15 protein-coding genes are annotated in these 19,669 nt (G+C 61.5%); 14 read left to right on the top strand and 1 reads right to left on the bottom strand.

What is annotated here, in order from left to right:
- Positions 1 to 6: 6 nt before the first annotated feature.
- The 4 genes from AGR7B_RS16205 to AGR7B_RS16190 are packed head-to-tail and all read left to right on the top strand — an operon-like array spanning position 7 to position 4,400.
- Entirely contained in the window at positions 7 to 1,086 is a 1,080-nt protein-coding gene (locus AGR7B_RS16205; protein ID WP_080857320.1) for an ABC transporter ATP-binding protein, read from the top strand.
- Between the two features lie 37 nt (positions 1,087 to 1,123).
- A complete protein-coding gene (gene araD, locus AGR7B_RS16200) occupies positions 1,124 to 2,848 on the top strand; it encodes an L-arabinonate dehydratase (protein ID WP_080857319.1) in 1,725 nt (574 codons plus the stop codon).
- A 9-nt stretch (positions 2,849 to 2,857) separates the two neighbouring features.
- Positions 2,858 to 3,655: an NAD-dependent epimerase/dehydratase family protein gene (locus AGR7B_RS16195; RefSeq protein ID WP_080857318.1), complete on the top strand. Its 798-nt coding sequence runs from the start codon at positions 2,858 to 2,860 to the stop codon at positions 3,653 to 3,655.
- A 34-nt stretch (positions 3,656 to 3,689) separates the two neighbouring features.
- Complete coding sequence (locus AGR7B_RS16190) at positions 3,690 to 4,400, top strand: ribonuclease activity regulator RraA (protein WP_065657222.1); 711 nt, start codon at positions 3,690 to 3,692, stop codon at positions 4,398 to 4,400.
- Positions 4,401 to 4,403: 3 nt separating this feature from the next.
- Here the strand turns inward: AGR7B_RS16190 and AGR7B_RS16185 are convergent, their stop codons facing one another.
- Positions 4,404 to 6,755 carry a helix-turn-helix transcriptional regulator gene (locus AGR7B_RS16185; RefSeq protein ID WP_162934180.1) on the bottom strand — a complete coding sequence of 784 codons (2,352 nt, stop codon included), beginning with the start codon at positions 6,753 to 6,755 and terminating at the stop codon, positions 4,404 to 4,406.
- A 136-nt stretch (positions 6,756 to 6,891) separates the two neighbouring features.
- On the opposite strand from AGR7B_RS16185, the gene AGR7B_RS16180 reads away from it, so the two are divergent.
- From AGR7B_RS16180 to AGR7B_RS16135, 10 genes are all read left to right on the top strand, one after another.
- Entirely contained in the window at positions 6,892 to 7,920 is a 1,029-nt protein-coding gene (locus tag AGR7B_RS16180; RefSeq protein WP_059753288.1) for an ABC transporter permease, read from the top strand.
- Positions 7,920 to 8,801 (top strand): ABC transporter permease, encoded by an 882-nt coding sequence (locus AGR7B_RS16175; RefSeq protein WP_020813268.1) that lies wholly within the window; start codon positions 7,920 to 7,922, stop codon positions 8,799 to 8,801. The genes AGR7B_RS16180 and AGR7B_RS16175 overlap by 1 nt, the downstream gene beginning before the upstream one ends.
- Positions 8,802 to 8,805: 4 nt before the next feature.
- Positions 8,806 to 10,452 carry an ATP-binding cassette domain-containing protein gene (locus tag AGR7B_RS16170; protein ID WP_080857317.1) on the top strand — a complete coding sequence of 549 codons (1,647 nt, stop codon included), beginning with the start codon at positions 8,806 to 8,808 and terminating at the stop codon, positions 10,450 to 10,452.
- Between the two features lie 17 nt (positions 10,453 to 10,469).
- Positions 10,470 to 12,026 (top strand): hydantoinase/oxoprolinase N-terminal domain-containing protein, encoded by a 1,557-nt coding sequence (locus tag AGR7B_RS16165; protein WP_065657296.1) that lies wholly within the window; start codon positions 10,470 to 10,472, stop codon positions 12,024 to 12,026.
- Positions 12,019 to 13,152, top strand: a complete 1,134-nt coding sequence (locus tag AGR7B_RS16160) for an S-methyl thiohydantoin desulfurase family protein (RefSeq protein ID WP_004438394.1) — start codon at positions 12,019 to 12,021, stop codon at positions 13,150 to 13,152. The genes AGR7B_RS16165 and AGR7B_RS16160 overlap by 8 nt, the downstream gene beginning before the upstream one ends.
- A 43-nt stretch (positions 13,153 to 13,195) precedes the next feature.
- Positions 13,196 to 14,791, top strand: coding sequence for an ABC transporter substrate-binding protein (locus AGR7B_RS16155; RefSeq protein WP_162934179.1), 1,596 nt, complete (start codon positions 13,196 to 13,198; stop codon positions 14,789 to 14,791).
- A 117-nt stretch (positions 14,792 to 14,908) separates the two neighbouring features.
- Positions 14,909 to 15,985, top strand: a complete 1,077-nt coding sequence (locus AGR7B_RS16150; protein WP_080857316.1) for an S-methyl thiohydantoin desulfurase family protein — start codon at positions 14,909 to 14,911, stop codon at positions 15,983 to 15,985.
- Positions 15,982 to 17,520, top strand: a complete 1,539-nt coding sequence (locus AGR7B_RS16145; RefSeq protein WP_080857315.1) for a hydantoinase/oxoprolinase N-terminal domain-containing protein — start codon at positions 15,982 to 15,984, stop codon at positions 17,518 to 17,520. Before AGR7B_RS16150 ends, AGR7B_RS16145 begins: the two co-directional genes overlap by 4 nt.
- A 45-nt stretch (positions 17,521 to 17,565) precedes the next feature.
- Positions 17,566 to 18,510 (top strand): isoaspartyl peptidase/L-asparaginase family protein, encoded by a 945-nt coding sequence (locus AGR7B_RS16140; RefSeq protein ID WP_080857314.1) that lies wholly within the window; start codon positions 17,566 to 17,568, stop codon positions 18,508 to 18,510.
- 115 nt (positions 18,511 to 18,625) lie between these two features.
- Entirely contained in the window at positions 18,626 to 19,531 is a 906-nt protein-coding gene (locus AGR7B_RS16135; RefSeq protein WP_080857310.1) for a LysR family transcriptional regulator, read from the top strand.
- The last annotated feature ends 138 nt before the right edge of the window (positions 19,532 to 19,669 follow it).

Below are 19,669 nucleotides of genomic sequence, written 5' to 3'. Positions count from 1 at the left end.
ACGACAATGGCAAGTATAGAGCTTCGTCAGGTCAAAAAGACATATGGTGCCCTCGATGTGATCAAGGGTGTCGATCTCGATATCAAACACGGCGAGTTCTGTGTTTTCGTCGGCCCTTCCGGCTGCGGCAAGTCGACCCTGCTGCGCATGATCTCCGGTCTCGAAGAACTGAGCGGCGGCGATATCGTCATCGGCGGTGATGTGGTCAACACGGTGCCGGCCGCAGATCGTGGCCTTGCCATGGTATTCCAGTCCTATGCCCTTTATCCGCATATGACGGTGCGCGAAAACCTGTCCTTCGGGCTTGAGAACATCGGCACCTCCAAAAAGGATATCGCCAAAAAGATCTCCCAGGTTTCCAAGATGCTGCAAATCGACCAGCTTCTCGAGCGCCGCCCCAAGGACCTGTCGGGTGGCCAACGCCAGCGCGTCGCCATCGGCCGCGCCGTCGTGCGCGAGCCTCGTGTGTTCCTTTTCGACGAGCCGCTTTCCAACCTCGATGCGGAACTTCGCGTCGACATGCGCGGCGAGATTTCAAGCCTGCACCGGCGCCTCGGCAATACCATGATCTATGTGACGCACGATCAGGTGGAAGCCATGACCATGGCCGACAAGATCGCCGTCCTGCGCGCCGGCAAGCTCGAGCAATTCGGTGTGCCGCTCGATCTTTATAACCGCCCGGCCAATCTCTTCGTGGCAGGCTTCATCGGTTCGCCGAAGATGAACTTTTTTGCCGGCGAAGTGACCTCGGATGCAACGCCATCCCTGAAGATCGCCACCGGCGAATTGATCCCGCTACCGCAGACCGGCTTTTCCTACAAGCCCGGCCAGAAGGTGACGCTCGGCGTCCGCCCGAACCATGTGCAGCCGGGTGAGGGCGGCGCGCTGACCATGTCTGTGCGCACCGCAGAACAGCTGGGTGGGGAATCCTATCTCTATGGTAATCTCGGTGATGGCACTCCGGTAACGCTGCATCTTTCCGGCCAGACCTCGACTTCGGCGGGGGAAGTTATCCGCCTGTCGGCGCCGCTGGAACACATTCATCTTTTCGATACGACGAGCGGGCTGACGCTCCGGCAGGACTGACAGCCTTTGGCGCAACCCGCAACGCAGGACCATTGACATGACCGATAAAAAACTCCGTTCCGACCGCTGGTTTGCTCCCGACGACCTGCGCAGCTTCGGCCACCGCTCACGCATGATGCAGCTCGGTTATGCGGAGGAGGATTTTGTCGGCAAACCCGTCATCGGTATCCTGAACACCTGGTCGGAGCTGAATACCTGTCATTCGCATTTTCCCGAGCGCGTGCAGGATGTGAAACGCGGTGTGCTGCAGGCTGGCGGTTTCCCCGTCGAAATGCCCTCGCTTTCGGTCGATGAGAGCTTCACCAAGCCGACATCGATGCTCTATCGCAACATGCTGGCTATGGAGACGGAGGAAATGATCCGCTCGCATCCGCTCGACGGTGTGGTGCTGATGGGCGGTTGCGACAAGACGACCCCCGGCCTCGTCATGGGCGCGATCTCGGCCGGTGTGCCGATGATCTATCTGCCTGCCGGGCCGATGCTGCGCGGCAATTATGCCGGCAAGGTGCTGGGTTCGGGTTCGGACGCCTGGAAATATTGGGACGAGCGCCGCGCCGGCAACGTCACGGACGAGGAATGGCGTGGTGTACAGGGCGGCATCGCCCGCTCCGCCGGTGTGTGCATGACCATGGGCACCGCCTCGACCATGACCGCCATTACCGACGCCCTTGGCCTCACCCTGCCGGGAGCTTCCTCCATTCCAGCGGTGGATGCCGAACACCAGCGCATGTCGGCGGGTTGCGGCCGGCGTATCGTGGAGATGGTGACCGAGGAGTTGACGCCGGACCGTATTCTGACCGCGATCGCCTTTCGCAACGCCGCCATCGTCGCCATGGCGACCGGTTGCTCCACCAATGCCGTCGTGCATCTAATCGCCATGGCCCGCCGCGCCGGCGTGCCGATGACGCTGGATGAACTGGACGAGCTTGGCCGGGTCACGCCGCTCATCGCCAATGTCCGCCCCTCCGGCAAAGACTATCTGATGGAGGACTTCTATTACGCCGGCGGCCTGCGGGCGCTGATGAAGCAGCTCGAAAGCCGTCTCGACTGTTCGGCGTTGACCGTGACCGGCCGCAGCATGGGCGAAAACCTCGAGGGTGCGAAGGTCTATAATGACGACGTCATTCGCTCGCTCGATAATCCCGTTTATGCGGAAGGCTCGCTTGCGGTGCTGCGCGGCAATCTTTGTCCGGATGGCGCGGTCATCAAGCCCGCCGCCTGCGATCCGAAGTATCATGTTCACGAGGGCCCGGCGCTGGTCTTCGACAGCTATCCGGAGATGAAGAAGGCGATTGACGACGAAAACCTCGATGTCACGCCGGATCATGTGCTGGTGCTGCGCAATGCCGGTCCGCTCGGCGGTCCCGGTTTTCCGGAATGGGGCATGCTGCCCATCCCCAAGGCGCTGATCAAGAAGGGTCACCGCGACATGGTGCGCATTTCCGATGCCCGCATGTCCGGCACCTCCTATGGCGCCTGCGTGCTGCATGTCGCACCGGAGAGCTTCGTCGGCGGCCCGCTGGCGCTCCTGAAGACCGGCGATATCGTGCGCCTCGATCTGCCGCAGCGTCGTCTCGACATGCTGGTCAGCGAAGAGGAAATCGCCAGCCGCCGCGCCGCCTGGCAGGCGCCGGCAGCGCGTTATGAACGCGGTTATGGTTATCTCTTCTCCAAGCATGTCACGCAGGCCGATCAAGGCTGCGATTTCGACTTCCTGCAGACGGATTTCGGCCGCACCGCCGGCGAGCCCGATATTTTCTGAGGACGCGACATGTTAAAGCGATTACTCATCACCGGCGCCGGCGGCAAGCTTGGCAGCATGCTGCGCGGGCGGCTTGGCCATGTCGCCGAGACGATCCGTCTTTCCGACGTCGTCGATCTCGGTGAGGCAGCACCCCATGAGGAGCTTGTTCGCTGCCGGCTCGAAGACGAGGCGGCGGTTCATGAACTGGTGAAGGGCTGCGATGGCATCGTCCATCTCGGCGGTATTTCGGTGGAAAAGGCTTTTGATCCCATCGAGGCCGCCAATCTTCGCGGCGTCTACAATCTTTACGAAGCGGCGAGGCAGAACGGCCTGCCGCGCATTCTCTTCGCTTCCAGCAACCACACGATCGGTTATTATCCGCAGGGACAGCAGCTCGAGCCGGAAACGCCCTTTCTGCCGGACGGCCTTTACGGCGTCTCGAAGATTTTCGGTGAAGCGATGGCAAGCCTCTACCACTCCAAATTCGGCCAGGAGACGGCCATCGTCCGTATAGGGTCTTGCGAAGAAAAGCCCTCCAACTGGCGGATGCTGTCGACCTGGCTCAGCCACGGTGACTTCGTTTCGCTGATCGAGGCCACCTTCCGCGTGCAGAAACTCGGTTGCCCGGTCATCTGGGGCGTTTCGGCCAATGACGACAGCTGGTGGGACAATTCCCATGTCGATTTTCTCGGCTGGCAGCGGCGCGACAATGCTGCACATTACCGGGCGGAAATCGAACGCGACGTACCGCACCCCGACCCGGAGGCCGCGATAGCGAAATATCAGGGCGGCGTCTTCACAGACGAGCCCATTCACAGGACTTGAAACACATCCATCCGCCCATTGCGAGGAGACAGACATGAACAATGAAACGCGCGAAAAACTGATGACGATTTCCGTCGCTACCCTGGCGACGGCGCTTTACAAACGGGGTCTGCGCAACCAGGTCATTCAGGGTGTGCGCCCGCTGGGCTACAAGGGCAAGAACATGGTGGGTCCGGCCTTTACCCTGCGCTACATGCCGGCCCGCGAAGACCGCAACCAGCTTGTTGAATTCCGCAATCCCGCCCATCCGCAGCGTGTCGCCATCGAAACATGCCCGCCGGGCCATGTGCTCGTCATGGACAGCCGCAAGGATGCGACCGCCGCCTCGGCCGGCGATATTCTTGTGACCCGCCTGATGGTTCGCGGCGGTGCCGGCATCGTTTCCGATGGCGGTTTCCGGGATGCGGCCACCATTGCCGAGCTGGATATTCCAGCATACCACACCCGCCCTTCCAGCCCCACCAACCTCACCAAACACGAGGCAATCGAGATCAACGGCCCGATTGGCTGCGGCGATGCGCCGGTGTTTCCGGGTGACATCATTGTCGGCGACGCCGATTGCGTCATCGTCATCCCCGCGGGCATTGCCGACGACGTTGCGACCGAGGCGGTGGAAATGACGGCTTATGAGGATTTCGTGGTGGAACAGGTCAAGGCCGGCCAGACGATCATCGGGCTTTACCCCTGCACGAAGGAAGAGCACCAGACGGCTTTTGCCGAATGGCGCAAGAAGAACAACCGCTGAGTCTTATAGCCAGCCCAGTGCTTTCGCCGCGCGGATCGCCTCCGCGCGGCGTTTGCAATCCAGCTTGCGGAACAGGTTGCCGAGGTGAAACTTCACCGTCACTTCCGAGATGTTGAGCGTCTGGGCGATCTTCTTGTTCGACATGCCGCTGGCGAGCAGTTGCAGCATCTGCGCTTCCCGCTGCGAAAGCCCGCCATGCAGGGCGCGCGCTTGCGGTGAATTCACCGAGGCGGCGAAAATCGACAGCGCGGTGCGGACATCGGACGAGGTTTCGATAAAGCTGCGGATGCGGCGATTGTTCAGGAGCGGTGAGAGGAAGACGCGCTCCTCCGACAGGACACCGCTGCAGCCAAGGCGGGTCGCCGATTCAAGGGCGGTGAGGATATGGGCGCGGGCGGCGGCGTTGTCGCGGCGCTGGTGCGCGGCATAGCTCTGCCAGATTCTCAGCGCGACCTTCTCGCGGTTGGTGACCTTGGGATTGGCGATCATCGCGTCGATCTGGCGGGAGAGATAGGCGCGCGGCGTGAAAAGATGCACCGCATCGCGCAGCCAGGCCATGACATAGGCGATTTCATCGCGCCGCGTCAGGCGGGAAAGATCCTCATGCGCGCTCTCCACCCAGTTGCGGCCCATGGGCATGCGGATCGCCGAAAGCGTCGCGGCCGCATCCGCCCAGCGGTTGGCGTTCTGATAGGCGATGGCCGTCCTGATCTCCATCATCGCATGGAATTGCAGCCCTTCCGAAAGGTGGATCCACAGACCGTCTAGAAAACCGGGGCGCACAGTCATCGGAAAATGATCGATCAGCACCTGCGAGGCATAATGCAGGGCGAACTGCATCAGGCTCGGCCATATCTCGGCCGCAGCGAAATGATCGAATTCATGTTCGACGAAATGCAGCAGGTCGCGCGGTTTTCCCGCCTCATAGGCGAGGCAGGCTTCCGCCAGCCGCAGCATCCGGAACTCCTGCACGGCGTCATGCGGCACCTGTTCCAGCCGCGCACGCGCCTCCTGTGCCGCGTGGCGTGCCAGAAGCGTATCGCCGCTCATCAGCCGCAGCACGATCTGGTGCAGATGGATGAAAAATTCGAGCAGCGGCTGACCGCCCATCTTGCGCAGATAGATCAGAGCGCGTGCGGCGGCGGCCTCCGCCTCGCGGAAATTGCGGCGGCGGATTTCGAATTCCAGCAGTGCGTTGTAATAGGCCGCCCATTTGCCGTGATCGTTCATGGGATAGTCGGCCATGAATTCCCCCAGACGCGTGATTACCGCGTCGTTTGGGGTCAGATCCTCGGCAATCATCAGATTCAGCCGGAAGGTGCGGGCGGCGAAGGAAAAGCGTGAGCCACGGGCAAGCACTTTCAGTGGATCGAGGTAGTCCGATCCGAGGCTTTTGCCGAGCAGATGGCGCACGCGCTGCAACTCCCCCTGTTTCAGCAGGGCGCGGGTAACGGCGAAGAGCACGGTTTCATTCGTTGCGATCATATCCTGCGAAAACCGCATGATGATCTCGCGAAACCTGTCGACGCTGCTCCTGTAGATGAGTTCGCGGCCATGGGCGCGTTCAAGGATTTGCGCGGCATGGGTCTCATAACCACGGTCGAGCAGCATCGCCATGGCCGCAAGCGCCCGTCCTTCCTTTTCGAAAGCCGATGCGACCTCCACCACGGCGCTGCCTGCCTGCAGGGTGGCGAGACGTTCCCGAGCAGCCACGCTCAGAAGCCGTATCAGAGTGGGGTGGTTTTCGGGGTTTCCCGTCAGGAAAGGCGGCAGCAGTTCGGTCCAGTCCGCCTCTGGCTCCGCAGAGGGGTTTTCCAGCCAGAACAAAAGCTCAACCGTCTGGGCGGGAGAAAGATGCGGCAGGTAGTTTTCCCGCAGATAGTCGACACACAGCGTTTCATTCGGAAAACGCGCCAGTGACAGAAAAGCCGGCCAACTCGCATAGTCGTTGAGTGCGAGACGTTTCTGCTCAGGTGGCAGGTCTTTCACCTCGTCCTCACCAAGAAGCAGTTCATTCGATCCGATGGTAAGCGAACCGCGATGCAGGATTTGCCGGGCCAGTCCGCTGATCCGTTGATCCGGCCTGCAGGCGATCACCACCAGACGCACCGCTTCCAGAATGGCGGCCGGCATGCGCGCGGCCCGTGCGAAAACCGGCACGTCCCACAGGAGACAGCCATTCGCGGTCTCGTCGCTTCGCGGCTGGTGCGTGCGGCACACTTCGGTTCCGAGCTCTTTTGCGAGCATTTCCAGCAACACGCTTTTTCCCGCACCCGCAGGCGCCCGCAGAAAGACCACGCCGGCGGTCTCGCTGGCGATGCGACGGCAGAGGCGGGTGCGGGGAAGCAGCGTCATTCGCAAAGGCATAGGGGATTTAATCTTAAAAACCTATACTCATCTTTCAAAAAACTATACCTTTTCCAGATTGTTCAAAGGGACATGTGGTGAAAACTTGTGCTCACGCAACCGATGCACAAGGAACGTTCCACCGATGCAGCAACATCCGCTGGTCGCGATTTTGAACAGGCTCGGCACCTTCGTGCTGGTCATGATCGCCCTGTCCATCATGATTTTCGTGCTCGCCCGAGTGGTGCCGGGCGATCCCGCCCGCATGGCGCTCGGTCCTGCGGCAACGCAGGAGCAGGTGGACGCGCTGCGCGGCGAGATGGGCCTCGATAAGCCGCTCGCCGTCCAATATCTCGACTATATCGGCAATGCCCTGCACGGCGATCTTGGTTTCTCGCTGGTGTCGCAACGCCCGGTGACTACCGATCTGGCGCAGACCGTTCCGGCTACCGTGGAGCTGGTACTTGTCTCGGTCATCTTCATGTTTGCCGTTGCCATCCCGCTCGGCGTCATCACTGCGCATTACCGCGATCGGCCGCTTGACCATATCGGTCGCATCCTCTCGCTCACCGGGGTCACGATCCCGAGCTTTCTTTTCGCCATCACGCTGCAATTGCTGGCCGCCCGGTTTCTCTCCGGCTGGCCGATCATCGGCAGGCTCGATCACGGGCTTGGCTGGCAGGGCGGCCCGACGGGCTTCATCCTCATCGACGGCACGCTGGCCGGACGTTTCGACGTCGTGCTCGATGCGCTGAAGCATCTCGCACTGCCGGCCTTCGCACTTTCCATGGCCGGCATCGGCCAGATCACCCGCATCACGCGCTCCTCGATGATCGAGAACCAGCGCAAGGACCATGTGCTCACCCTGCAAAGCTTCGGCGTGCCGGAGCGGGTCATCATCTTCCGTTACCTGCTGAAGCTCTCTTCCATAGCGCCGCTGACGATCATGGGTCTCGAATTCGCGTCGCTGATCGGCAATGCCTTCGTGATCGAGATGGTCTTCGCCTGGGGCGGTTTTGCTTCCTATGGGCTCAACGCCATCCTGCAGAAAGACCTCAACGCCGTGACCGCCGTGGTGCTGGTGGCCGGCCTGTTCTTCATCGTTGCGAACCTGATCGTGGATGTTCTGATCTCGATCATCGACCCGCGCCTGCGCCGCAAGGAGGCTCGCTGATGGCCGATATGAAAATGCTCGAACCCACTGATCGAGGCTTAAGCGCCGGTTACATGATGTGGTATCGCTTCAGCCGCAATCCGGCGGCGGTCATCGGCTCGTTGATCCTTCTGTCGGTGCTGGTACTGGCGGTCTTCGCGCCATGGCTTACGCCCTATCCGAAACATATCGGCGCGGTCGTCGATTTCCGCGCCCGCCACATGCCGCCGGATCTCGAACACTGGTTCGGCACCGACAAGGCAGGGCGCGATATCTTTTCCCGCACCATCTTCGGGCTTCGGGTCTCGCTGCTTCTCGTCATCGGCGTGCTCGGAATTTCGGTGCCGGTCGGAACCGTACTTGGCCTCATCGCCGGTTATTTCGGCGGCTGGACTGAAAAACTTATCAGCGGCCTGACGAATGTGATGCTGGCCATGCCGCCACTCGTCATGGCGCTCGCGGTCTCCAACCTGCTGGAACCGACGCTGATGAACGCCATGATCGCGATCACGCTGCTGTGGTGGACCTGGCATGCGCGGCTGATCTATTCGGTGTCGAAGTCCATCGCTTCGGAAGATTACATCGAGGCGGCGCGTCTTGCCGGTGCCGGCCCGTTACACATCCTCTTCCGCGAAATACTGCCCAACTGCGTTTCGGTCATTTCGGTCAAGACGACGCTCGATGCCGCCTTCGTCATCCTGTTCGGGGCGACGCTGAGCTTCCTCGGTTTCGGCGTCAAACCGCCGACGCCTGACCTTGGATCGATGGTCGCCGACGGGCGCCAGTTCATGCCGGATTTCTGGTGGGAAGTGCTCTGCCCCGGTGCGGCCGTGCTTTACGTGACGCTGGGTTTCAACCTGCTGGGCGACGGCCTGCGTGACATGTTCGACGTGGAAAGCTAAGGCCATGACTGAACCGCTTCTCAAGGTCGAAAACCTCAACGTCACCTTCACCAATTACGGCCGCACCCGGCAGGTGCTGCGCGATGTCGCCTTCACGGTTGCCGCCGGCGAACGCGTAGCATTGATCGGCGAAACCGGGTCGGGCAAATCGGTCTCCGCCAAGGCGATCATCGGCACCCTGCCGAAAAACGCCGCGATCACATCAGGTGCCATCATCATCGATGGCCGGGATGTGCTGTCCATGCCGCGCAGGGAGCGTGAGGCGCTGAAGGGGACCGCGTTTTCACTGATCATGCAGGACCCGCTATCGTCCTTCAATCCGGTCTTCAAGATCGGCACGCATCTCGATGATGTCATGCGTTTTGCCGACAAGCGCGACGGCATCAACTCGTCCAAGGCCGAGCGCCGCAACCGTATCGCGGCCGTGCTGCGTCGGGTACAGCTCGCGGATACCGAACGGGTCATGAACGCCTATCCCTCCGAACTTTCGGGCGGCATGCGCCAGCGCGTGCTGATAGGACTTGCGCTGCTGCACCAGCCGAAGCTCCTGATCGCCGACGAACCGGGCACGGCGCTTGACGTGACGACGCAGGATGAAATCCTCAACCTCATCAACCAGCTGGTTGCCGAAGAAAACATGGCGCTGCTGATGATCACCCACAATCTCGGCGTCGTGCGCAAGGTGGCGGACAGGGTCGTGGTCATGCATCACGGCGATATCGTCGAGACCGGTCCTTGCACGCAAATCCTACATGCTCCTGCCGAGGATTATACGCGTTCGCTGCTGGATGCCGTGCCGCCGCTTTATGGCCCACGCGTTACCGATCTGGCGCAGAGCACGCGCTCGCCCATCGTCACCATCGAAGGGCTGAATAAGATTTACGGCCGCCGCAACGGTTATCACGCCGTGCGGGATGTGAACCTGACGCTGAAGGAAGGCGAGGTTTTTGGCCTTGCGGGCGAATCCGGTTCCGGCAAGACCTCGGTCGCGCGCATGATCATGGGTCTTTCGCGTCCCACGTCTGGCAATCTTGTCATTGACGCCCCGGCACCTGAGCGCGGCAAGCGGCTGACGCAGATTGTCTATCAAAATCCGGGCACCTCGCTCAATCCGAAGCGCACGGTGAAACAGACGCTTGCCCTGCCGCTGAAATCCATAGGCATGGACGGGCCTGCGCGTGAAAGCCGCATGCAGGAACTGATGGGGCTGGTGCGGCTGCCGCAATCCTATCTCGGCAAATATCCGCACGAGCTTTCCGGTGGTCAGAAGCAGCGCGTGGCGATTGCCCGGGCGCTCGCGGCCGAGCCGAAAATCCTCATCCTCGATGAGCCGACGGCCGCACTTGATGTCTCCGTGCAGAAGACGGTTATCGACCTTCTGCTGCAGCTGCGCGAGGAGCTTGGCCTCACCTATCTGATGATCTCGCACGACCTGTCGCTAATGCGCAATTTCTGCTCGCGCATCGCCATCATGCTGCGCGGCGAGATTGTCGAAGAGGGTGTGACGTCGGCGGTCTTCGCCGAACCGGCCCATCCCTATACCCGCGCCCTGATCGCGGCCATCCCCGTCGTCACCGACGAGGAAGAACGTCTCAAACCCACGGTGACCGAGGAAGAGCGCATGCGCTTCCTCGTAAAAACGACCGATTGATGAAAGAGGAGCCTGACGTGTATCGCGTTGGAATTGACGTCGGCGGCACGAATACCGATGCCGTTGTGTTGCAGGATAAAACCGTTCTGGCGGGGGTGAAGGCCTCCACGACAGAGGATGTGACATCCGGTGTCATCGAAGCCCTTGAAAAGGTCATCGAGGCTTCGGGCATAGACAGGGCGCGCATCGGCGCCGTGATGATCGGCACCACGCATTTCACCAATGCGGTGATCGAGCGCCGGCATATGGACGAGGTCGCCGCCATCCGGCTCGGCCTGCCTTCCGGTGCCGGCCTGCCGCCCATGGTGGACTGGCCGGACGATCTCCGTGAAATCGTCGGCAACCACGGTTATCAGGTGCGTGGCGGTTATGAATTCGACGGACGCGAAATTTCGCCGCTCGATGAGGACGAAATCGTCCGCATCGCCGCCGATATCCGCGCCAAGGGCTTAAAGGCGGCTGCCGTTACCTGCGTTTTTAGCGGCATCAACGAAGCAATGGAGCTGCGGGCGAAGGAAATCCTGCAGGAACGCTGCCCCGGCCTGCCGGTGGTCATGTCCAAGGATATTGGCCGTCACGGTCTGCTTGCGCGTGAAAGTGCGGCGATCATGAATGCCAGCCTGCTGTCGCTGGCCGACCGCACCGTTGCGGCTTTCGGCGAAGCGCTGAAGTCCGCGGGCATTACCTGCCCGTTTTATATCACCCAGAACGACGGCACGCTGATGGCGGCTGATGTGGTGCGCGGTTTCCCCGTGCTCACTTTCGCGTCCGGCCCGACGAATTCCATGCGTGGTGCGGCCTTCCTCACCGGTCTCAAGGATGCCGTCGTCGTGGATGTCGGCGGTACCACGTCGGACGTCGGCTCGCTTTCACACGGCTTCCCGCGTCAGGCCTCGACCACGGTGGATATTGGCGGCGTGCGCACCAATTTCCGCATGCCTGACGTTTTCTCCATCGGTCTCGGCGGCGGTTCCCTCGTGGTCAATGGCGACCATGGCCTGACTGTCGGGCCGAAATCCGTCGGTTACCGGGTTCGCCGCGAGGCGCTCTGCTTCGGTGGCTCGACCCTGACAGCGACCGATATCGCGGTTGCCTCCGGCAAGGCGGATGTGGGCGAGAAGGCGCTGGTCTCCAGTCTCGACAAAAAACTCGTGAATGCCGCGGTCGACAAGATTAACGACATGCTTGAGGCCTGTGTGGAGCGCAGCCGCATTTCGTCGTCACCGGTGCCGGTGATCGCTGTTGGCGGCGGTTCCATCCTGATGCCGGATCGTATCGGTGAGCTGGAGGTCATCCGGCCTGAGAATTTCGCGGTGGCCAATGCCGTTGGCGCGGCGATTGCGCAGATCAGCGGCGAGACCGACCGGGTCTTCTCACTGGTGGACGGACGCACGCGCGAGAGCGCACTGGCCGAGGCGGAAGCCGAGGCACGCGAAAAGGCAATTTCCGCCGGTGCGATTGCCGCGACGCTGGAAGTCATCGAGCGTGAGGACATGCCGCTTGCCTATCTGCCCGGCAACGCCACCCGCATTCATGTGAAAGTTGTTGGAGAAATGGGAGCCAATCATGGCTGAGACACGCAAGCTGAAATATGACGAAGCGGCATTGCGGACGCTGACCCGTGAAGATCTCGACGCGCTGGAAATCGGCGCAGGCATTCTCGGCACGGGCGGCGGCGGTAATCCCTATCTTGGCAAGCTGCTGGCGCTGGAGGCCATGAAGGCCGGTTACGAGATGAAGATTCTGGCAACCGACGCCATCGAGCCGGACGCGCTCTGCATGTCCATCGGCGGCATCGGCGCGCCTGTCGTCGGCGTCGAGCGCATTCGCGAAGGGCGCGAGGGCCTGCGCTGCCTGCGGGCGATGGAAGAGCTGATCCGCACACCCGTCGACGCCATCGTCTGCGAGGAGATCGGCGGTTCCAATTCCATGAACCCGCTGGTGACGGCGGCGCTGGGCGGCCTGCCGATCCTTGATTGCGACGGCATGGGCCGGGCATTCCCGGAAATGCAGATGACCACCTTCTCCATCTACGGCCATAGTTCCACGCCATCGGTGATGTGCGATCTGCACGGCAATGCCGTCATCTTCAGCCATGCCGTTTCCGAGGTCTGGCACGAGCGAATGGCGCGCGCCTGCGTCGTTTCGCAGGGCGGCGGCGCGATGCTGGCGACGGCTCCGATGCAGGCGCATTACGTGCACCAGTATGGCATACCGAAAACCTACACCAAGGCGATTGCCATCGGTGAGGCCGTTATCCGCGCCCGCAAGCAGCAGGAAGACCCGATTGCCGCAGTCTGCGCGCTCGAAGGCGGGCGGCGCATCTTCAACGGCAAGATCACCGATCTGAAGCGCCATCTTCGCGGCGGTTTCGCGGTTGGCGATCTCACGCTTTCCGGCTTTGATGATTGCGCCGGTCAGACGGCAGGCGTCGCCATCCAGAACGAATTCCTGCTGTTTTCCCGTGACGGCAAAGTGGAAGTGACGGTGCCCGATTTGATCGTCCTGCTCGATGTCGACACCGGTTATCCGATCACCACCGAAGTGCTGCGCTACGGCCAGCGCGTGGCCGTCATCGCCATCCCCTGCCACGACCTGTTGCGCAGCGCCCGCGCGCTTGAGGTCGTCGGGCCGGCGGCCTTCGGTTATCCGGACATTCCTTTCTCACCGCTGCCCGTCCCGGTCAGCAAGGCTGCCTAACCATAAGCGGGGCCAACGCCCCGCAATAAAGAGGAGAACGATAATGAAAATGCCTGTACTTTCTTCCCGTCTCGCCGCGCTGGCGCTCGGCACGGCGCTCGTGCTGCCGTTTGTTTCTTCCGCAGCCATTGCGGAAGACAAGGTATCAGTTGCGGTCAACACCATGCAGATATTCAGCTCGCTCGACCCGGCGAAGGTGACCGATTACACCGGCTACATGGCCATCGTGAACATGTATGACGGCCTGACCACGGTGAACGCCAAGGGCGAAATCGTGCCGCATCTGGCAAAATCCTGGGATATTTCGCCGGACGGCCTGACCTATACCTTCCACCTGCGCAACGATGCGAAGTTCCAGGATGGCACGGCGGTGAAGGCTGCCGATCTTGCCTGGTCGATCCAGCGCCTGCTCGGAATCAACAAGGGCCCGTCGAACCTCATCGTCGGCGTGCTGAAGCCCGAAAACGTTACCGCGCCTGACGATGCCACGCTGGTCATGAAGATCGAGCGCCAGTTCTCGCCCTTCATGGCGGCGACGCCGCTGATGATGGCGATGAACAAGACGCTGATCGAAGCCAATGCCAAGCCGGAAGACAAATGGGGCGAGGCCTATGTCGGCGAACATTCCGCCGGCTCCGGCCCCTACAAGCTGGTCAGCTACAATCGTTCGGCCGATATGGTCATCGCCCGCAATGCCGATTATTTCCTCGGCTGGACGAAGGGCAAGCCCATCGACGAAGTACGCTTCGTGCAGACCAGCGACGACGCCACCGTCAAGGCGCTGGCGGAAAAGGGCGAACTCGGCCTTTCCTCGCACGGGCTTGGCAACGACACCTATGAGTCCATCGGCCGGATGAAGGGTTACAAGCTGATCCAGACCCGCACCGCCGGCGGTTTCGTCATCAAGCTCAACACCAAGGTCTATCCGACGGACGACGTCCACGTGCGCCGCGCCATCGCCTATGCGACCGACTACAAGACGATCCAGGAAGTGATCTATCCGGGCTTCGATATGAAGGGACCGCTCTCAGACGCGTTCAAGGACGCGCATAACGGCGATATCCAGCCGGGCGTCTACGATCTGGAAAAGGCCAAGGAAGAGCTGGCGAAGTCGAAATATGCCGGCCAGAAGATCACGCTGGTCAACAGCTATGTCGCTTCGCTGGCCTTTGAGGCGGAAGTGGCGCTGCTTCTGCAATCCAGCCTCGAACAGATCGGCATCACGCTCGATATCAAGCCGGAGCCATGGAACCGGATCGTCGAGCTTTCTTCCAAGCCGGAAACGACGCCGGCATCGACGCAGGTGAACATCTCGCCGACCTATCCGTCGCCGGATTCGATGTTCTACAACCAGTATCACTCCAAGGCCTCCGGTACCTGGATGTCGATGGAATGGTTGCAGAATGCGGAGATCGACGGGTTGATCGACAAGGTCCGCGCCACCACGGATGTCAACGAGCAGAACGCCACCTACAAGGAACTGCAGACGAAGATCGCCGATCTTCAGCCTGACGTCTGGGCGGTTGCGCCGAACCGCCGTTACGCGGCGAACAAGTGCCTTCAGGGTTACGAGTTCATTCCCATGCAGAGCTGGGACCTGAACTTCTCCAACTTCCATTGGGACTGCAAGGCGGAGTGATCTTCGCCTCATGAAAACCGGCCCCGCCGCAAAGGCGGGGTTGGCCAGACTTGGAACTTCAAAGGGAAGGAGCATTGCCTGCGGCCGGAAAGGCTGCGGCATGCCCGAGGATGACGCATGATCCAGGAATTTTCCGAAGACGATATCGAACCTCTGGCCACCGGCGCCTGGATCCTTGGAACCGGCGGTGGAGGCAACCCCTATATCTCGACGCTCAACCTGCGCCATCTCTATGCCGAGGGGCGGCGGGTGAAAGTCATGGACCCCATGGCGCTTGCCGATGACGATATGGTTGCCGTCGTCTCCAAGATGGGTGCGCCGCTTGTCGGTCAGGAACGACTGGGGGATCCCGTGCATCTCGCCCGTGCCGTCGAGGTGATGGAGGATTATCTCGGCAAGCCGTTCCGGGCGATCATGAGCGTTGAAATCGGCGGCTCGAATGCGCTTTCTTCCTTCCTCGCCGCTGCCGTTCTCGACCGGCCGGTCGTGAATGCCGATGCCATGGGACGCGCCTATCCCGAAGCGCAGATGACATCTTTCGCCATCGGCAACCTGCCGATGTTTCCGCTGTCGCTGGTCGATGTGCGCGACAATGAGGTGATCGTGACGCGTGCTGCTTCGTGGAAATGGATGGAGCGCATCTCGCGCAAGGTCTGCACCGAAGTCGGTTCCACCGCCGCCACGTGCAAGGCGCCGCGCACCGGCAAGGAGGTGAAGGAGTGGGGTATTCATTACACCGTTACCAAGGCGACCGAACTCGGGCGCGCGGTGATGGCGGCGCGTCAACGCCATGACGATCCGGTTCAGGCGGTTCTCGACCACGAGGGCGGCAAGCAGCTGTTCCGCGGCAAGGTGGTGGACGTGGCCCGCGAGACCACCGGCGGTTTCCTGCGCGGCAGCACGACCATTGAAGGCATTGATGCCGAACGCGGTTCGCGCATGGAGCTGGCCTTCCAGAACGAATGGGCGGTCGCCTTCCGCGATGGCCAGCCGGTCGCCATGACGCCGGACCTGCTTTGCCTTCTCGACACTGTCTCGGGCGGCGCCATCGGCACGGAATCGGTGCGTTACGGTCAACGCGTGACGGTCGTCGCGCTGCCCGCGCCGGAACTCTTGACGACGCCTGCCGGCATCGCCGCCGTCGGCCCGCGCGCCTTCGGTTATGACATTGACTTCAGATCGGTATTCCCATGAAACGCATCGGTATTGACGTTGGCGGCACCAATACGGACGCCGTTCTCATCGATGGCGACACCATCGTCGCTTCCATCAAGGTCCCGACCACGCAGGATGTCCTGTCCGGCGTAAAGGCGGCGCTTGCCCATGTGGCTGGCCATGTCGGCGCGGCGGATCGCCCGATTGACGCGGTGATGATCGGCACCACCCATTTCACCAATGCGGTGGTGGAGCGCGCCCGGCTGGAACGGGTTGCCGCTATCCGCATCGCTCTGCCGACCGGTTCTTCGCTGCCGCCCATGTGCGACTGGCCAAAAGATTTGTACGATGCTGTCGATCCGTTGATCTTCATGGTCCATGGTGGCCATGAATATGACGGCAGCCCGTTGGTGCAGATGATTCCCGATGAAATTCGGGAGGCGGCGATGAAAATCCGCGATGCAGGCATCACCTCCATCGCCATTTCGGCAACCTTCTCGCCGTTGACGACGGAGTGCGAGGTGCGGGCGGCGGAAATCGTCCGTTCGGTCATTCCCGATGCACGCATCACGCTTTCCCATACGCTTGGCCGCATCGGGCTTCTGGAGCGGGAAAACGTCGCCCTGCTGAACGCAGCGCTGCAAACCCTGGGCAAGACTACCGTTCAGGCATTTTCGGATGCGTTGCGCGAAGCCGGCGTAAAAGCGCCGTTTTATCTGACCCAGAATGACGGCACGGTGGCGCTGGCGGATGTCGCGGCTGCCAACCCGGTGCACAGCTTCGCTTCCGGCCCGACCAACTCGATGCGTGGTGCGGCCTTCCTCACCGGGCTTTCCGACGCCATGGTGGTGGATGTTGGCGGCACCACCTCCGATATCGGCTGCCTTGTCGGCGGTTTTCCGCGGGAGGCGAACAATATCGTCCATATCGGAGGGGTGCGCACGCTCTTCCGTATGCCCGATCTTCTGCCGATTGCGCTCGGCGGCGGCACCATTGTCGACCCTGAGACGGGCAAGATCGGTCCGCGCTCGGTCGGTTATCGCATCCTCACAGAAGCCCGCGTTTTCGGCGGTGAGACGCTGACGACATCGGATATCGCCGTTGCCGCAGGCTTGATCGAAATGGGTGATCGCGACCGTGTAAAAGACCTCGATCCGGCTTTCGTGCAGGCCACGCTTCAACGCATCCGTGACATGGTGGCCGACAGCTTCGACCAGATGAAGACATCAGCCGAAGACGTACCGTTGGTTGCTGTAGGCGGCGGGGCGTTCCTGATCCCCGAGACGGTTCCGGGTGCGTCGGAAGTGCTGCGTGTGGAAAATGCCGGCGTTGCCAATGCGCTGGGCGCGGCGATGGCGCAGGTTTCCGGCGAGGTCGATCAGGTCTTTTCCGGCCTGAGCCGCGATGAAGCCCTTGCGAAAGCCGAGACCGAGGCGCAGAACGCGGCGGTCGCTTCGGGCGCGGAGCGGGCGAGCCTCAAGACGCTTGAGGTGGAAGATATTCCGATCGCCTATTTGCCTGGCGGCGCGCGGCGGGTCCGCGTGCGGGTCATCGGCGATATCGCCTTTAATTGATGCTAAGAGGCCCTGCCGCTGGTGGGGCGACGAGGGAGTGAGCACATGACGAAGATCGCACTGGCCATTCACGGTGGTTGCGGCGTGATGCCGGAAGACAGCATGACGGCCGGGGAGTGGGCTGCTGCGCGCGACGATCTGGCAGCGGCCCTGCGTGCCGGTTATGGCGTGCTGAAGGCTGGCGGAACGGCGCTTGAAGCGGTTGAGGCGGCGGTCGTCGTCATGGAGGACAGTCCGCATTTCAATGCCGGCCACGGGGCGGCGCTCAACGAAAACGGCATTCACGAACTCGATGCCTCGATCATGGATGGTGAAACGCTGGCGGCAGGTGCGATCAGCGCCTCTCGCGCCATCCGCAACCCGGTAAAGGCGGCCCGTGCGCTGATGGCGGATGAGCGTGCCGTCTATCTGACGGGAGAGGCGGCCGACCGCTTCGCGAAGGAAAAGGGACTCGCCACCGAGCCGCAATCCTATTTCACCACCCAAAAGCGCCTTGAGGCGCTGGCGGCGATGAAGCGCCATGCCTCCGCCGGTACGGAAGCGACGGAAAACGAAAAACACGGAACCGTCGGCGCGGTGGCGCTCGATGCGGCGGGGCATCTCGCGGCGGCTACTTCGACCGGCGGTTACACCAACAAGCCTGATGGCCGGGTGGGCGATAGCCCGGTGATCGGGGCTGGCACCTATGCGCGGGATGGGGCCTGCGCCGTTTCCGGTACCGGCAAGGGCGAGTTTTTCATCCGTTATGTCGTCGGCCACGAGATCGCGTCCCGCGTTGCCTATCTCGGGCAGGATCTGGAGACCGCCGCCGGGAATCTCGTCCACAAGGATCTGGCGCCCTATGATATCGGCGCGGGCCTCGTCGCAATCGATGCCGAAGGCGGCATATCCGCGCCCTATAATACATCAGGCATGTTTCGCGGCTGGGTGACGCCATCGGGAGAGGCGCGTGTGGCCACCCATTACGCGGTCTATGAGGTGGAATTGTAACCGGCGACGGTGCCGGCCAAGTGGCGGCGTAAAAAAACCGGTGACATCAAGGTCTATCGGCGGCAAAACGTTTGAACCGAAACCGGCTCGTCTCTCCACCCATGGTGCTGGCCTCATGAACATCAAGCAGCTCGAAGTCCTGCGCACGCTTCTTTCCACCGGCTCCACCATCGCCACCGCCAAGGCCATGGGTCTCAGCCAGTCCGGTATCAGCCGGCTTCTGGCCCAACTTGAGGCAGACCTGTCGCTGACGCTGTTTGCCCGCGACAAGGGGCGACTGATACCGACGCCGGAGGCGGTGCTTCTCGCCCGGGATGCGGAAAACGTGCTGCTTGCGGTCGATCGCATGTCCGGCCACGCCGAGGATTTGCGCAATGGTGCAGCCGGTCCGGAAATCGTCCGTATCGGACTGCCGAGCAGCATGTGGGAAAATTTCGCGCCCGCCATGCTGATCGACTATGTCCGGGATTTTCCCGGCGTGCGTATCGAAACCTTCTTCGAGACGACCACCGCCATCAACAAGCTGGTGGGCGAACGGGTGATCGATCTCGGTTTCCTGCGGATGGAAGGCGAGATCGGACCGGGCATCGATGTCGAACGTGTCGCGACCGGCAAAAGCGTCTGCGTGGTCCGGGAGGATCATCCGCTGGCTAAACTCACCGAAATCACCGTCAAGGATCTGCGCAATGTTCCGCTCATCCTGATCGGCCGGCAGCGGCCGAACCGCATGGCGCTCGATCAGGTGTTCAAGAAGGCCGGCGTCAAGCCGATGGTGAAGATCGAGACCCACACCAACAGTTCCGCCTGCGCCTATGTGGCGCACGGGTTGGGGGTAACGATCATCAGCAGTTTTTATGCTAACCTCTACCGGCACCTTCCCGTTGTCGCCCGGCCATTCGTCCCGCAGGCCACACAGGAATTCGGTTTAGCCCGTGCTTCCGGCGCACCGCTGTCCATCGCTGCGCAGGCGCTGAGCGATGCCTTGAAGCGGGAAATCCAGCTTTCGCAAAAAATCGACTGAAAACGGGATTTTGAGCGGAAAATCTCATTGTCCTCATCAGGATGAAACGCGCCGTCATTCTGCATAGATATATGACGTTTATGCATAATATTGCGTGATATTTCTCAATCCGTCATAGTCACCAGCAACGAAACCGAT

It is taken from the genome of Agrobacterium deltaense RV3, assembly GCF_900013505.1.
Taxonomy (GTDB): domain Bacteria; phylum Pseudomonadota; class Alphaproteobacteria; order Rhizobiales; family Rhizobiaceae; genus Agrobacterium; species Agrobacterium leguminum.
This window is presented reverse-complemented; position numbering and strand designations above follow the sequence as displayed.

Excerpts from the sequence above, each read along its gene's own strand:
- AGR7B_RS16155 (WP_162934179.1), top strand. The coding sequence starts at position 13,196 with ATGAAAATGCCTGTACTTTCTTCCCGTCTCGCCGCGCTGGCGCTCGGC.
- AGR7B_RS16135 (WP_080857310.1), top strand. The coding sequence starts at position 18,626 with ATGAACATCAAGCAGCTCGAAGTCCTGCGCACGCTTCTTTCCACCGGC.
- araD (WP_080857319.1), top strand. The coding sequence starts at position 1,124 with ATGACCGATAAAAAACTCCGTTCCGACCGCTGGTTTGCTCCCGACGAC.
- AGR7B_RS16175 (WP_020813268.1), top strand. The coding sequence starts at position 7,920 with ATGGCCGATATGAAAATGCTCGAACCCACTGATCGAGGCTTAAGCGCC.
- AGR7B_RS16140 (WP_080857314.1), top strand. The coding sequence starts at position 17,566 with ATGACGAAGATCGCACTGGCCATTCACGGTGGTTGCGGCGTGATGCCG.
- AGR7B_RS16190 (WP_065657222.1), top strand. The coding sequence starts at position 3,690 with ATGAACAATGAAACGCGCGAAAAACTGATGACGATTTCCGTCGCTACC.
- AGR7B_RS16185 (WP_162934180.1), bottom strand. The coding sequence starts at position 6,755 with ATGACGCTGCTTCCCCGCACCCGCCTCTGCCGTCGCATCGCCAGCGAG.
- AGR7B_RS16145 (WP_080857315.1), top strand. The coding sequence starts at position 15,982 with ATGAAACGCATCGGTATTGACGTTGGCGGCACCAATACGGACGCCGTT.
- AGR7B_RS16180 (WP_059753288.1), top strand. The coding sequence starts at position 6,892 with ATGCAGCAACATCCGCTGGTCGCGATTTTGAACAGGCTCGGCACCTTC.
- AGR7B_RS16170 (WP_080857317.1), top strand. The coding sequence starts at position 8,806 with ATGACTGAACCGCTTCTCAAGGTCGAAAACCTCAACGTCACCTTCACC.
- AGR7B_RS16160 (WP_004438394.1), top strand. The coding sequence starts at position 12,019 with ATGGCTGAGACACGCAAGCTGAAATATGACGAAGCGGCATTGCGGACG.
- AGR7B_RS16150 (WP_080857316.1), top strand. The coding sequence starts at position 14,909 with ATGATCCAGGAATTTTCCGAAGACGATATCGAACCTCTGGCCACCGGC.
- AGR7B_RS16195 (WP_080857318.1), top strand. The coding sequence starts at position 2,858 with ATGTTAAAGCGATTACTCATCACCGGCGCCGGCGGCAAGCTTGGCAGC.
- AGR7B_RS16205 (WP_080857320.1), top strand. The coding sequence starts at position 7 with ATGGCAAGTATAGAGCTTCGTCAGGTCAAAAAGACATATGGTGCCCTC.